The organism is Xanthobacter sp. 91, from assembly GCF_000702385.1.
GTDB classification, from domain to species: domain Bacteria; phylum Pseudomonadota; class Alphaproteobacteria; order Rhizobiales; family Xanthobacteraceae; genus Xanthobacter; species Xanthobacter aminoxidans.
The window spans coordinates 4,376,857-4,390,389 of sequence record NZ_JNIB01000001.1 but is presented as its reverse complement, the minus strand read 5'-3'; the positions used below and the strand labels follow the sequence as shown (position 1 = coordinate 4,390,389).

General features: G+C 68.5%; 15 protein-coding genes. 4 read left to right on the top strand and 11 right to left on the bottom strand.

Going from position 1 to position 13,533, the window contains the following annotated elements; all coding sequences use genetic code 11:
* Positions 1 to 2 precede the first annotated feature (2 nt).
* The 11 genes from nusB to groES all read right to left on the bottom strand — a co-directional run bounded on the left by nusB (position 3) and on the right by groES (position 9,761).
* Positions 3 to 512 carry a transcription antitermination factor NusB gene (gene nusB, locus A37E_RS0120505; protein ID WP_029558335.1) on the bottom strand — a complete coding sequence of 170 codons (510 nt, stop codon included), beginning with the start codon at positions 510 to 512 and terminating at the stop codon, positions 3 to 5.
* Between the two features lie 5 nt (positions 513 to 517).
* The gene (gene ribH / locus A37E_RS0120500) at positions 518 to 1,009 is read right to left on the bottom strand and encodes a 6,7-dimethyl-8-ribityllumazine synthase (protein ID WP_029558334.1); all 492 of its coding nucleotides are present in this window, start codon (positions 1,007 to 1,009) and stop codon (positions 518 to 520) included.
* A 52-nt stretch (positions 1,010 to 1,061) separates the two neighbouring features.
* The gene (locus tag A37E_RS0120495; protein ID WP_029558333.1) at positions 1,062 to 1,676 is read right to left on the bottom strand and encodes a riboflavin synthase; all 615 of its coding nucleotides are present in this window, start codon (positions 1,674 to 1,676) and stop codon (positions 1,062 to 1,064) included.
* A gap of 1 nt (position 1,677) precedes the next feature.
* Positions 1,678 to 2,826, bottom strand: coding sequence for a bifunctional diaminohydroxyphosphoribosylaminopyrimidine deaminase/5-amino-6-(5-phosphoribosylamino)uracil reductase RibD (gene ribD, locus A37E_RS0120490; protein ID WP_029558332.1), 1,149 nt, complete (start codon positions 2,824 to 2,826; stop codon positions 1,678 to 1,680).
* Entirely contained in the window at positions 2,823 to 3,353 is a 531-nt protein-coding gene (gene nrdR / locus A37E_RS0120485; RefSeq protein ID WP_029558331.1) for a transcriptional regulator NrdR, read from the bottom strand. Before nrdR ends, ribD begins: the two co-directional genes overlap by 4 nt.
* Before the next feature lie 27 nt (positions 3,354 to 3,380).
* The gene (gene glyA, locus A37E_RS0120480; protein WP_081837705.1) at positions 3,381 to 4,694 is read right to left on the bottom strand and encodes a serine hydroxymethyltransferase; all 1,314 of its coding nucleotides are present in this window, start codon (positions 4,692 to 4,694) and stop codon (positions 3,381 to 3,383) included.
* 284 nt (positions 4,695 to 4,978) lie between these two features.
* Entirely contained in the window at positions 4,979 to 5,818 is an 840-nt protein-coding gene (locus tag A37E_RS0120475; protein ID WP_051679220.1) for a TonB family protein, read from the bottom strand.
* Positions 5,815 to 6,321, bottom strand: coding sequence for a TonB system transport protein ExbD (gene exbD, locus A37E_RS0120470; RefSeq protein WP_038193467.1), 507 nt, complete (start codon positions 6,319 to 6,321; stop codon positions 5,815 to 5,817). Before exbD ends, A37E_RS0120475 begins: the two co-directional genes overlap by 4 nt.
* Positions 6,322 to 6,327: 6 nt before the next feature.
* The gene (gene exbB, locus A37E_RS0120465; protein ID WP_029558326.1) at positions 6,328 to 7,422 is read right to left on the bottom strand and encodes a tonB-system energizer ExbB; all 1,095 of its coding nucleotides are present in this window, start codon (positions 7,420 to 7,422) and stop codon (positions 6,328 to 6,330) included.
* Between the two features lie 285 nt (positions 7,423 to 7,707).
* Positions 7,708 to 9,339: a chaperonin GroEL gene (gene groL / locus A37E_RS0120460; protein WP_029558325.1), complete on the bottom strand. Its 1,632-nt coding sequence runs from the start codon at positions 9,337 to 9,339 to the stop codon at positions 7,708 to 7,710.
* Positions 9,340 to 9,446: 107 nt separating this feature from the next.
* The gene (gene groES, locus A37E_RS0120455; protein WP_029558324.1) at positions 9,447 to 9,761 is read right to left on the bottom strand and encodes a co-chaperone GroES; all 315 of its coding nucleotides are present in this window, start codon (positions 9,759 to 9,761) and stop codon (positions 9,447 to 9,449) included.
* A 396-nt stretch (positions 9,762 to 10,157) separates the two neighbouring features.
* Between groES and A37E_RS0120450 the strand changes: the two genes are divergently transcribed.
* The 4 genes from A37E_RS0120450 to tgt all read left to right on the top strand — a co-directional run bounded on the left by A37E_RS0120450 (position 10,158) and on the right by tgt (position 13,529).
* Positions 10,158 to 10,436, top strand: coding sequence for an usg protein (locus tag A37E_RS0120450; protein WP_029558323.1), 279 nt, complete (start codon positions 10,158 to 10,160; stop codon positions 10,434 to 10,436).
* 236 nt (positions 10,437 to 10,672) lie between these two features.
* Positions 10,673 to 11,275: an exopolysaccharide biosynthesis protein gene (locus A37E_RS0120445; protein WP_029558322.1), complete on the top strand. Its 603-nt coding sequence runs from the start codon at positions 10,673 to 10,675 to the stop codon at positions 11,273 to 11,275.
* 14 nt (positions 11,276 to 11,289) lie between these two features.
* Complete coding sequence (gene queA / locus A37E_RS0120440; RefSeq protein ID WP_029558321.1) at positions 11,290 to 12,378, top strand: tRNA preQ1(34) S-adenosylmethionine ribosyltransferase-isomerase QueA; 1,089 nt, start codon at positions 11,290 to 11,292, stop codon at positions 12,376 to 12,378.
* A complete protein-coding gene (tgt, locus tag A37E_RS0120435; RefSeq protein WP_029558320.1) occupies positions 12,375 to 13,529 on the top strand; it encodes a tRNA guanosine(34) transglycosylase Tgt in 1,155 nt (384 codons plus the stop codon). Before queA ends, tgt begins: the two co-directional genes overlap by 4 nt.
* The last annotated feature ends 4 nt before the right edge of the window (positions 13,530 to 13,533 follow it).

The following is a 13,533-nucleotide window of genomic DNA, read 5'->3' as shown; positions in this document are numbered from 1 at the left end:
TCTCAGGCGCCCCGGAATTCGTCGGGCCGCAGCTCGTGCGCCAGCGCATCGAGTACGGCATTCACCATGCCGGTCTCGTCGCGGTCGAGGAAGGCGCCGGCCACATTCACATATTCGGTGATGACCACGCGGGCGGGCGGGTCCTTCGCCATCAGCTCGAAGGCGCCGGCGCGCAGCACGGCGCGCAGCACCGCTTCCACCCGCTTCAGCGGCCAGCCCTTGGAGAGGGTGCCGTCCACCAACGGATCGATCTGGCGCTGGGCGTTCAGCACGCCCTCCACCACCGAGCGGAACAGCCGGCGGTCGGCTTCGGGGAATTCGATGCCTTCCACTTCCTGGCCGAGCCAGTGGCTCTCGAACTCGGCGAGCACGTCGTTGAGGGGCGTGGCGGCGAGGTCCATCTGGTAGAGCGCCTGCACCGCGCCGAGGCGGGCTGCGCTCTTCTTCATGGGCTTCTGCGGCGCGGTCTTTTCGGCCTGGCTGCTCGACTGGCTTTTGGCTTGGTCGCTCATGACGGTCACGCTTCCAGCCGGCGTTTCAGCCGCAGCAGGCTGAGCGCGGCCTCGGCGGCGCCGCCGCCCTTGTTGCCCTCGGAGACGCGGGCGCGCTCCCAGGCCTGCGCCTCGGTGTCCACGGTGAGGATGCCGTTGCCCACCGGCAGGGCGTGGGCCATGCCCAGTTCCATCAGTCCGCGCGCGGATTCGCCGGCCACGATGTCGAAATGGAAGGTCTCGCCGCGGATGACCACGCCGAGGCCCACCACCGCGTCCACCGGCTCGCCGCCCTCTTCGTATGCGGCAAGGGCGATCTCGGCGGCGATGGGAATCTCCAGCGCCCCGGGCACGGTGATGACCGCCACCGTGACGCCGGCAGCCTCCAGCGCGGCGCGGGCGCCGGCGAGGAGTTCGTCGGCCAGCGCCTCGTAATAGCGGCCTTCGACGATGACGACGCGGGCGCCTTCAAGCGCGGCATCGGCTTCGACGGCGGTTTCCCTGCGCGTCGTGACCATGGGCATTCTCCGAAATCTGGACGGCGCACCGCGCCGGAATTGGGCCGAAGGCCTAGCTGGCCCGAGGGAACTCCGCAAGCCGGGCGGCATAACGGGCCATCAGGTCGGCCTCGAAATTCACCGTGTCCCCGGCCTTCACCCCACCCCAGGTGGTGACGGAGAGGGTGTGGGGAATGAGCAGGCAGGAGAAGGTGTTGCCGTTCACCTCGTTGACCGTCAGCGAGGTGCCGTCGAGCGCCACCGAGCCCTTGGCCGCGACGAAGCGCGCCAGTCTCTCTGGTACCTCGAACACGAAGCGCGTGGTGGTGCCGAGATCCTCCCGCGACACCACTTTCGCCACGCAATCCACATGGCCGGACACCATGTGGCCGCCCAGTTCGTCACCCATCTTGAGCGAGCGCTCCAGATTGATGCGCCGGCCCTCGTTCCAGCCCGCGACCGTAGTGATGGCCAGCGTCTCGGGCGCCGCATCCACGGTGAAGAGGGTGGCGCGGGGGCCGCCCGCCGTCACCGAGGTGACGGTAAGGCACACGCCCGCATGGGCGATGGAGGCGCCGATATCGATGCCGGCCGCATCGAAGTCGGTGGCGACGGTGAGCGTCTTCACCTCGCCCTTCCGCTCGACCTTCACGAGGTCGCCCATGTCGGTCACGATGCCGGTGAACATCTCAGCGTCTCCACAAGCGGACGAGGTGGTCAGCGCCGAGTTCCGTGCGCTCCACCTCGGCAAATCCCACCGGCTGGGTCAGCCGAATGAGCGGACGGCCGGCCAAGGCGGGGTAAGCGTCCGGCCCCAGAATGACGGGGCTACGGAACACCGCCACCTCGTCCACCACCCCTGCGTCCAGGAACCGGGCGGCGGTGGTCGGCCCCCCCTCCACCATAAGGCGGGTGAGGCCGAGCAGGCCCAGCAGCTTGACCACGGCCGGAATATTGATGTGCCCATCCGCCCCGCGCGGCGCGCGCAGCACTTCGACGCCGCGCTCGTTGAGGGCGGCGGCGCGGTAGGCGGGCGCATCCTCGGCGGCGATCACCCACAAGGGCACATCGCAGGCGGTGCGCACCAGCGCGGCCGTGAGCGGGATGTCCAGCTCGGCATCCAGCACCAGGCGCACCGGCGAGCGGGCCTCGAAGCCCTCCAGCCGGCAGGTCAGCATGGGATCGTCGGCGAGCACGGTGCCGAGGCCGACGAGAATGGCATCCGTATGGGCGCGCATGAGGTGCGCCCGCGCCCGTGCCTCGGCGCCAGTCACGACGGCCGGCTTCGGCCCGGCATGGGCGGCCTTGCCGTCGGCGGAGACCGCCATCTTCACCAGCACATGCGGCCGGCCCTCGGTGACGCGGCGGATATGGCCGGCGTGATCGGACAGGGCCTGCTCCGCCCCGACGCCCACCGTGACCCAGATGCCGGCGGCGCGCAGGCGGGCGACGCCCCTGCCCTTCACCCGGTGGTCGGGGTCCTCAATGGCGGCGACCACGCGGGCGACACCGGCATTGATGACGGCATCGGCGCAAGGCGGCGTGCGGCCGTGGTGGGAGCAGGGCTCCAGGGTGACATAGAGCGTCGAACCGCGCGCCAGCTCACCGGCGGCGGCGAGCGCCTGTGGCTCGGCATGGGGGCGGCCGGTGGCGGCGGTGGCGGCGCTGGAGACGACGCGCGGCACGCCGTCCACATGCTGCACCACCACGGCGCCAACCGAGGGATTGGGCCAGGTGCGGCCGAGGCCGGTCTGGCCGACCTTCAGCGCCTCGGCCATGAACAGCTCGTCCTCGCGCGGCGAAAGGACGGGCGCGGATGGCACCGGACGGCCGCTCATTCCCCGCTCCGCGGGGTCGTGGGCCGGGCGCGCGCCTTTTCCACCGCCGGCTCGGCATCGTCGGCGCGGGGCTCCCCCTCGTGGGAGAGTTCGGCGAGGGCGTTCTCGAAGTCCTTGGCCTCGCGGAAGTTGCGATAGACCGAGGCGAAGCGAACGTAGGCCACGTCGTCGATCTGCTTCAGCCCCTCCATGACCATCTCGCCGATGGTCTCGGAGGTGATGTCGCCCTCGCCGACGCTTTCCAGCTGGCGCACGATGCCGTTGAGCATCCGCTCCACGCGCTCATTGTCCACCGGCCGCTTGCGCAGGGCGACGCTGACGGACTTCTCCAGCTTCTCCCGCTCGAAAGGCACGCGCCGTCCGGAGCGCTTGAGCACCATCAGCTCGCGCAGCTGCACCCGCTCGAACGTGGTGAAGCGGCCGCCGCAATCGGGACAGATGCGGCGGCGCCGGATGGCGGTGTTGTCTTCCGTCGGCCGGGAATCGCGCACCTGCGTCTCAAGGCCGCCGCAATAGGGGCACCGCATCCTTCACGCCTTCCCGGTCGTCAATCCTCAGGGATAGATGGGGAAGCGGGCGAGCAGCGTCGAGACCTTCTCGCGCACGGCTGCCTCGACGAGGCTGTCCTCGTCCGAGCCCTTCTGGGAGAGCACGTCGAGCACCTCGGCGATGAGGTTGCCCACCTGCTGGAACTCCGCCACCCCGAAGCCGCGGGAGGTGCCAGCCGGGGTGCCCAGGCGCACGCCGGAGGTCACGAACGGCTTTTCGGGATCGAACGGGATGCCGTTCTTGTTGCAGGTGATGTGGGCGCGACCCAGCGCGGCCTCGGAGACCTTGCCGGTGAGGCGCTTGGGACGCAGGTCCACCAGCATCAGGTGGGTATCGGTGCCGCCGGAGACGATGGCAAAGCCGTGGCCCTTCAGGGTCTCGGCGAGCGCCTTGGCGTTCTCCACCACGTTCTTCGCATAGAGCTTGAACTCGGGCCGCAGCGCCTCGCCGAAGGCCACCGCCTTGGCGGCGATGACATGCATCAGCGGACCGCCCTGGATGCCGGGGAAGATGGCCGAATTGACCTTCTTGGCGATGTCCTCGTCATTGGTGAGGATCATGCCGCCGCGCGGGCCGCGCAGGGTCTTGTGGGTGGTGGTGGTCACCACATGGGCGTGCGGGAACGGGCTCGGATGGGCGCCGCCAGCCACGAGGCCCGCAAAATGCGCCATGTCCACCATCAGCAGCGCGCCGACGGAATCGGCGATGGCGCGCATCTTGGCGAAGTCGATGACGCGCGGATAGGCGGAGCCGCCGGCCACGATGAGCTTCGGCTTGTGCTGGTCGGCGAGCTGCGCCACCGCCTCATAATCGATGCGCTGGTCGTCCTCGCGCACGGTGTAGGGCACCGGCTTGAACCACTTGCCGGACATGTTCACCGGCGAGCCGTGGGTCAGGTGCCCGCCGGCCGCGAGGTTGAGGCCGAGGAAGGTATCGCCCGGCTGGAGCAGCGCGAAGAACACGCCCTGGTTCGCCTGGCTGCCGGAATTGGGCTGCACGTTGGCGAAGGCGCAGCCGAACAGCTTCTTGGCGCGCTCGATGGCGAGATTCTCGGCCACGTCCACGAACTGGCAGCCGCCGTAGTAGCGCTTGCCCGGATAGCCCTCGGCATACTTGTTGGTGAGCACGGAGCCCTGCGCTTCGAGCACGGCGCGCGAGACGATGTTCTCGGAGGCGATCAGCTCGATCTCGTCCCGCTGGCGACCCAGCTCCGCTTGCACCGCGCCGGCGATCTCGGGATCGGTCTCGGCGAGAGAGGCGGTGAAGAAGCGGTTCATTTCCTCCGTGACGGAGGAGCGGTTCGCGTCCTGCGAGGCCATGGGAAGGTCTCCGGTGATGGCGTGGAGGCTCCGGACAAGGGCGGCAGGCGCCCGGCCGGAGCGGACCCTGCGCTTATCACAGGGCGAAGGTGAAGTCCAAAGCCGGCTGGTGCGGCGTGTGGGCTCGGGGCCGCGGGAAAGGCCGGGCTGGCGGGGGCGGACGGCAGGCGGGAGCAGGGCGAACCGGCACGAAGGAAGGCCAGCTGGCGGGCGGCCCTCCTCGTCCCCTCCCCTTCGTCATGGCCGGTCTTGTCCCGGCCATGACGGAGCGCCCGTTGTCTCCTTCAGTTGCGGAAGTTGATCGCCACACCGAAGCTCATGCCTTTGCCGTCGGGCGGGGCGGGAAAGGGCGAGGCGCGCCGGGCCATGGCCACCGCCTCCTGGTCCAGCACCGAATTGCCGGAGGAGCTCGCCAGAGACACGCCGGTCACCGCGCCCGAGCCGGAAATCGAGATGCTGATCCCCGGCCGCCCCACGTTCGAGCCCTGCGGGCGTTTGAAGCGGTTGAGATGGGCGAAGGCGCGCGATTTCCAGTCCGCCAGCGCAGCCGAGCGGGCGGCCGCGGCACCCGGCGAGGGAGCGGCGGTGGTCTGGGCGGTGGGCGCCTCCGAGCGCGGCGCGGCGGTGGTGGTGGGAGCGGTCCGCCGACGGGTGGGCTTTGCCTCCTTCTTCGGCTTCTCCACCTCCTTGGGCCGGGGCTTCTCCTCCTCCACCTTCTTGGGTTCGGGCTTGGGCAGCACCACCTCGGCCTCCGCCGGTGCGGGCGGGGTCTCCGGCATCTTCTCGACCGTCTCGGTCACCTGCGGCTCGGGCGGCGGCGGCTCGGCCTCCTCCGGCTCTTCCTTGGCATCAGGCACGGGTTCCGGCGCCTGGATCATCTGCGGGCCGGGCGCCACTTCTTCCTGGGACGGCTGACTGACCGCCATGGGCGCCAGCTCGATCATGATGGCGGCGGGCGGCGACTGCTCGCCCGGCGCATCCTTGTTCCAGTTCAGCGCCACATAGACGGCGGCGGCATGGAGCGCGACCACCAGCAGCACACCCGCGGCGAGCCGCAGGATCATGTTGCGCAGGTGGTAGCGGTCGAAATCGTGCCAGTGGTGGTGGTGGTGAACCGCGCTCACCGGGCCGCTCCGGGGGCTCCGGCAGATGCGGGCGGGACGGCAGAGGCCGGGGTGACAGCGGGCGCGGGCTGCGTCGCCGGCGCGGGTTCGCCGCCTTCGAGGCCGACGAGGGCGACCTTGAGATAGCCGGCGGTACGCAGGAGGTTCATCACCTCCATCACATCGCCATAGGGCACCGTCTTGTCGGCGCGCACGAACACGCGCTGCTGTCGGTCGGCATTGGTGCGCCCGTCCAGCATGGCGCCGAGGCCGGTACGGGTGACGGGATCATCACCCAGCGCCAGCGTGAGGTCCTTCTTGACGGAAAGGAACAGCGGCTTGTCCGGGCGGGGCTGGGGCTGGGCGTTGGAGGCGGGCAGGTCCACCTTCACGTCCACCGTGGCGAGGGGCGCCGCCACCATGAAGATGATGAGCAGTACCAGCATCACGTCGATGAACGGCGTGACATTGATCTCGTGGTTTTCGGCGAGGTCGTCCCCGCCATGATCAAGCTTGGCGGCCATGGGGGCTCACTCCGCGGCGGTGCGCAGGCGCGGGGCCTCCACCTCGGCCGCGGCGCGGTCGAGGTCGCGGGAGAGATGGCGCATCACCTCGGCGGACGTGTCGGCGAGGTTCGCCTTGTAGGCGGCGATGGCGCGGGCGAACACGTTGTAGATCACCACCGCCGGGATGGCCGCCACCAGGCCGATGGCGGTGGCGAGCAACGCTTCGGCGATGCCGGGAGCGACCACCGCGAGATTGGTGGTCTGGGCCTTCGAGATGCCGATGAAGGCATTCATGATGCCCCATACCGTACCGAACAGGCCGACGAAGGGCGCCGTGGCGCCGATGGTCGCGAGCACGCCGGTGCCCGCCGTCATGCGCCGGCCGGCCTTGGCCTCGATGCGCGAGAGGGCGACGGCGACGCGCTCCTTGATGCCGTCCACCGGCAGGCCGGCAGAGGCGTGCCACTCGGCGAGCGCGGCGCGCACGGTGGCGGTGGCCGGGCTGTTAGCCTTGGGCATTTCGGCCGCGGCATCGGACAGGGTGACGGCCCCGCGCAGCGCCTTCAGCGTGCGGGAGACGGCACGGCGGGCGAACAGCAGCTCGAGGGATTTCGCGAACCACACGCTCCAGGTGAGGACGGAGGCGAAGGCGAGGCCCAGCATCACCGCCTTCACAACCATATCGGCGGCCATGAACATGCCCCAGGGGGACAGGTCATGGGGCAGACGTGCGTCGGCGACGCTCTCGGGCGCCGGCACGGAGGGGGCAGGCTCAACCGGCTTGGGTGCCCACGGAGCGGGCGCAAACTCGGCTGGAGCGGCGGCAGAAGGAGCGGCGGCGGAAGGGGCCGCCTCGGAAGGCGCGGTCGTCGAGGGGGCGGCCGTGGAGGAAGCGGTCGTGGACGGAATTGCAGCCGGGGTGGGCGCCACCGCGGCAGCAGGCGCCGCGTGCTGGTGCGTCTCGGCGGGAGGAGCCGGCTGCGCCAGAACGGCGGCAGGCCCTGAGGTCACGGCCAGCAACAGGCCCAACGAAAGCACAGCCGCGCCCCTGGGCGTCAGCGAAGAAGCACGGAAAACAGCACGCCCGGCAGACGTGCGCGAGATCAAGCGAACAGGCATCGCGCATCACCAATAATCAAAACGGACAGGCTGGCGATCCCTCCGCCGGGAATAGCTGGCTCGCAACCTTATACTCCCATTCGCTGCAGAAGCTAACCCGTGCCCCCCAACATTGTCGGCAAAGCCCTGTGATATAGAGTTATTTCAATCTGGCGCAGGGGAAATTCATGACGCTGGGGAATGCACTTCACCAGCCCCAAAACGAGAACGGCCGGGCAAAATGCCCGGCCGTTCCGTTGAAATAACCGCCCAAAATCACGGGCGACGTCAGAGGTCCGCTCTACCTCAGAAGTCCATGCCGCCGCCCGGCATGGCCGGGGCCGCGGGAGCGTTCTTCTTCGGCAGCTCGGCGATGAGGGCCTCGGTGGTGATGAGCAGGCCGGACACGGAGGCAGCATCCTGCAGGGCGGTGCGCACGACCTTGGTGGGGTCGATGATGCCCGCCTTCACCATGTCCACATATTCGCCGGTCTGGGCGTTGTAGCCGAAGGTGTAGTCGTTGGACTCGAGGATCTTGCCCACCACGACGGAGCCGTCGTCGCCGGCATTCTGCACGATCTGGCGCGCCGGAGCCTGGATGGCGCGGCGGACGATCTCGATGCCGGTCTTCTGGTCGGCATTGTCGACCTTGAGGCCGTCGAGCACCTTGATGGAGCGCAGCAGGGCCACGCCGCCGCCGGGGACGATGCCTTCTTCCACCGCAGCGCGGGTGGCGTGCAGGGCGTCGTCAACGCGATCCTTCTTCTCCTTGACCTCGACCTCGGTCGAGCCGCCCACGCGCACCACGGCAACGCCGCCGGCGAGCTTGGCGAGGCGCTCCTGGGCCTTCTCGCGGTCATAGTCGGAGGTGGTGGTCTCGATCTGCGCGCGGATCTGGGCGATGCGCGCCTCAATGTCGGCCTTCTCGCCGGCGCCGTCGACGATCGTGGTGTTCTCCTTCTCGATCACCACCTTCTTGGCGCGGCCGAGCATGGAGAGGTTCACGCTGTCGAGCTTGATGCCGACTTCCTCGGAGATCACGGTGCCGCCGGTCAGGATCGCGATGTCCTGCAGCATGGCCTTGCGGCGATCGCCGAAGCCCGGAGCCTTGACCGCAGCCACCTTCAGGCCGCCGCGCAGCTTGTTCACCACGAGGGTGGCGAGAGCCTCGCCTTCCACGTCCTCGGCGATGATCAGCAGCGGACGGGCCGACTGCACCACCGCCTCGAGCACGGGCAGCAGCTCCTGCAGGCCGGCGAGCTTCTTCTCGTTGATGAGGATGTAGGGCTCCTCGAACTCAACGCGCATCTTCTCCGCATTGGTGATGAAGTACGGAGAGAGATAGCCACGGTCGAACTGCATGCCTTCCACGACATCCAGCTCGGTCTCGGCGGTCTTGGCTTCCTCGACGGTGATGACACCCTCGTTGCCGACCTTCTTCATCGCCTCGGCGAGGAACTTGCCGACCTCGGCGTCGCCGTTGGCGGAGATGGTGCCGACCTGGGCGATCTCGTCGTTGGAGGTCACCTTGCGCGAGTTGGCGGCGAGGTCCTTCACGATGGCGTCCACCGCGACGTCGATGCCGCGCTTCAGGTCCATCGGGTTCATGCCGGCGGCAACCGCCTTGGCGCCTTCCTTCACGATGGCCTGGGCCAGCACGGTGGCGGTGGTGGTGCCGTCGCCGGCGAGGTCGTTGGTCTTGGAGGCGACCTCACGCACGAGCTGGGCGCCGAGGTTCTCGAACTTGTCTTCCAGCTCGATCTCCTTGGCCACCGACACACCGTCCTTGGTGATGCGGGGGGCGCCGAAGCTCTTCTCGATGACCACGTTGCGGCCCTTGGGGCCGAGCGTGACCTTCACGGCGTTGGCGAGGATGTCGACGCCGCGCAGAACCTTGTCGCGCGCGTCTACGGAGAATTTCACGTCCTTGGCAGCCATGTGGCGTGCTCCTTCAGATTGGGACGATTAAACGGAATGGCGAATGCCGCGGGACCGGGCGCCTGGGGCTGCCTCGGCCCTGCGACTGAAAATCAGGCCGCCTGAGTTCAGGCCGCTTTCTTGACGCCGGCCGCGTTCTCGATGACGCCGAGGATGTCGCTCTCCTTCATGATGAGGAGATCCTGGCCGTCGATCTTCACTTCGGTGCCGGACCACTTGCCGAACAGCACGATGTCGCCAGCCTTGACGTCGAGCGCCACCAGTTCGCCCTTCTCGTTACGGGCGCCGGGACCGACCGCGACGACTTCGCCCTGCTGCGGCTTCTCCTTGGCGGTGTCGGGGATAATGATGCCGCCGGCCGACTTCTGCTCGGCCTCGATGCGCTTGACGACCACGCGGTCGTGCAGGGGACGGAAACCCATAGGGAGACCTCCGGTTCGATGTTGTCCATCGGGGTTGCCTGTTTTGAAGGCGCCGGGAACCCCTCAACCCGGCCCGACCGCGATCTAAGGGCGGCAAATTGGAGCCGCAAGGGGTCGGCTCAAAAAATTTAGCACTCAAGGGAACTGAGTGCCAGCAGCCCGTCTCCCTTCAGTTTGAGCGGAAGCCGGGCGGCTCGCCGGCTACGCACAGCGCGAGCCCGGGCGCGGCCCGGCGCTGTCAGCAGTCCGGATCGAAGGCTGCTAGAGCATTGTTTTTGCAGACGGAAACCAATCTTTAGCCTTGGCCACGGCAAAGTGCGTAGCCGACAATGAAGTGTCCGGTCCCGTCTTCCCCAGCCCTGTTGGCGGCGGGGCCGCGGATTGGAGGTGTGACCCATGGCTGCCAAGGTGTCGCGTGACTTCGTCCTGCAGATGGAAGGCTACGGCCTCGCCACGGCCGAGATCCTCTATCGCATGCCCGACCACCCCGGCCTGCTCCAGACCTTCCTCTGGCAGGACTACGACCTGTGCCCGCGCTTTCCGGAGCTGAACAAGTTCCTGGAATTCTGGCGACGCGAGATCGAGGGGCCGCTCCATTCCGTGCGCGTCGCCCATTCCGGCCTCATCAAGCCCGCCGAGTTGCGGTCCGTGGACGGAATGTTCCTTTTGAACTGATGTGGAGCAATCTCCCTGCGTCAGGGACTTTCCGTATCAGTCAACGGTCTTTATGGTTTCGATCGGGCGGTGAGGACATGCACGTCCCCGCGGGGGTGGGGCGTGCATGTCCGCTCAATTCCATGTGCGGCGTGATGGGAACAGCGCAGGCCTGACCCAGCGGAATTTTTGCGCCCCAGTGCCCTCCCGCTGCCGTTTTCCGGTTGTAGCTGAAGCGTCCATTCCATGAGGGCGCCTTGGATCACCGCACGCCACGAACATCCGAACTCCTGGCCGCCGTGCTCGCCGCGCAGGAGGCGGATCAGGTCGCCATCGGCGATCTGGTGAACGCGCTGCGCAATCGCGCCTTCGGCATTCTCTTCCTCATCTTCGGCATACCCAACTGCATCCCCATGCCGCCGGGCATCCCCGTGGTGTGCGGCATCATCCTGGGCCTCATCGGCCTGCAGATGATGCTGGGCCGGCAGGAATTGTGGCTGCCGGCGTGGATTGCCCGCCGCACCTTCTCCCGCGCCATGCTGGAATCGATCGTCACCCGCTCCCGGCCGTGGATCGAGCGGTTCGAGCGCGTCTCCCGCCCCCGCTTCGAAGAGTTCGCCGGCCCCACGGCCCGGCGGATCGTGGGCGCGACGGTGGTGGTGCTGGGCTTCATCCTGCTGCTGCCCATCCCCTTCCTCGGCAATCTGCCGCCGGGATTTGCCGTCTGCATCTTCGGCCTCGGCCTCGTGGAGCGGGACGGCCTCGTCATCCTCGCCGGCTTCGGCGCGACGATCCTCGGGCTGATGGTGACAGCGCTGATGAGTTGGGCCATCTACCAGGGCGCCATCGCCATCTTCTGAGACCTTCCCCCTCCATGCGTGTCGACGCCTTCGATTTCCACCTCCCCGAGGAGCGCATCGCCCTGCGCCCCGCCGAGCCGCGCGACACGGCGCGGATGCTCGTCGTCCGCCCCGGCGCCACGCCGGAGCTGGAGGACCGCATCGTGCGCGACCTGCCGGACTTCCTGCGGCCCGGCGATACGGTGGTGGTGAACGACACCCGCGTCATCCCCGCCGCGCTGGAGGGCGTGCGCTCGCGCGAGGGCGGCTCGGACGTGGCGTTGGAGGCGAACCTCATCAAGCGTCTCGCGCCGGACCGCTGGCGCGCCTTCGCCAAGCCGGGCAAGCGCCTGCGGGTCGGCGACCGCATCCGCTTCGGCGGCGAGGGCGGCGCCTGCCTGCTGGGCACGCTCGATGCGACCGTTGCGGCCAAGGAGGACGACGGCTCCATCGTCCTCGCCTTCGATTTCGCCGGAGACGTGCTGGACGAGGCGGTAGCGGCCGTGGGGCACATGCCCATCCCGCCCTATATCGCCGCCCGCCGCCACGAGGATGCGCGGGACAAGGACGACTACCAGACCCTGTTCGCCCGTGTCGCCGGCTCGGTGGCGGCGCCGACCGCGAGCCTGCATTTCACGCCGGACCTTATCACCCGCATGGCCACCGCCGGCGCGGCGCTGCACAAGGTGACGCTGCATGTGGGCGCCGGCACCTTCCTACCGGTGAAGGCCGATGACACCTCCGGCCACACCATGCACGCCGAGTGGGGAGAAGTGACGCGCGAGACGGCCGACGCCCTCAATGCGGTGAAGGCCAAAGGCGGGCGCATCTTCACCATCGGCTCCACCTCCACCCGGCTGATCGAGAGCGCGGCGGGAGAGGACGGCGCCATTCGGCCCTTCGTGGGGGAGACGGACATCTTCATCACCCCCGGCTACCGTTTCCGCGCGGTGGACGGAATGCTCACCAACTTCCACTTGCCGCGCTCGACGCTGGTGATGCTGGTGGCGGCCTTCATCGGCCATGAGGCGCAGAAGCGCGCCTATGCCCATGCGATTGCGGAAAATTACCGCTTCTATTCCTATGGCGATGCGTGCCTGCTTCTGCCACAAGGCGGCGCATGACGTCCGAAACGCCTGCCGACACCTTTTCCTTCACCCTCTCCGCCACCGACGGCGCCGCCCGCACCGGCTTCGTCTCCACCCCGCGCGGGCGCATCCGCACACCGGCTTTCATGCCAGTGGGCACGGCCGCGACGGTGAAGGGGCTCTATTTCGACCAGGTGAAGGCGGCGGGCGCGGATATCGTGCTCGGCAACACCTATCACCTCATGCTGCGCCCCGGCGCCGAGCGGGTGGCGAAGCTCGGCGGCCTGCACAAGTTCATGCGCTGGGACGGGCCGATCCTCACCGATTCCGGCGGCTTCCAGGTGATGAGCCTGTCGAGCCTGCGCAAGATGAGCGAACAGGGCGTCACCTTCCGCTCCCATGTGGACGGCGCCTATCACGAGATGAGCCCGGAACGCTCGGTGGAGATCCAGGGCCTGCTCGGCGCCGACATCCAGATGCAGCTCGACGAGTGCGTGCGCTTGCCCTGCACCGACGAGGAGGCCGAGCGCGCCATGCGCCTGTCGCTCCGCTGGGCGGAGCGTTCCAAGCGCGCGTTCGAGACGCAGCCCAAGGGCCGCGCGCTCTTCGGTATCGTGCAGGGCGGCGCCGTGCCGGCGCTGCGGGTCGAGTCGGCCCGCGCCCTCGCGGACATGGACTTCCCCGGCTATTCCATCGGTGGCCTTGCGGTGGGCGAGCCGCAGGAGGTCATGCTCGCCATGATCGAGACGGTGGCGCCGCACCTGCCGACGACCAAGCCCCGCTACCTCATGGGCGTCGGCACGCCGGACGATCTGCTGGAGAGCGTCGCGCGCGGCATCGACATGTTCGACTGCGTGATGCCCACGCGCTCCGGCCGGCATGCGCTGGCCTTCACCCGCTTCGGCCGCATCAATCTGAAGAACGCCCGCCACGCGGAAGACCCGCGTCCGCTGGACGAGGAGAGCGACTGCCCGGCCTTGCGCGATTATTCCCGCGCCTATCTCCACCACCTCGTGCGCTGCGAGGAGATGCTGGGGGCCATGCTGATCTCCTGGGCCAACATCCACTACTACCAGCAGCTCATGGCCGGCGCCCGCGCCGCCATCGCAGCGGGCCGGTATGGGAACTATGTGGCCGAGACGAAGGAAGGCTGGGCGCGGGGCGACCTGCCGTTGTGGGAAGGCTGAAGGT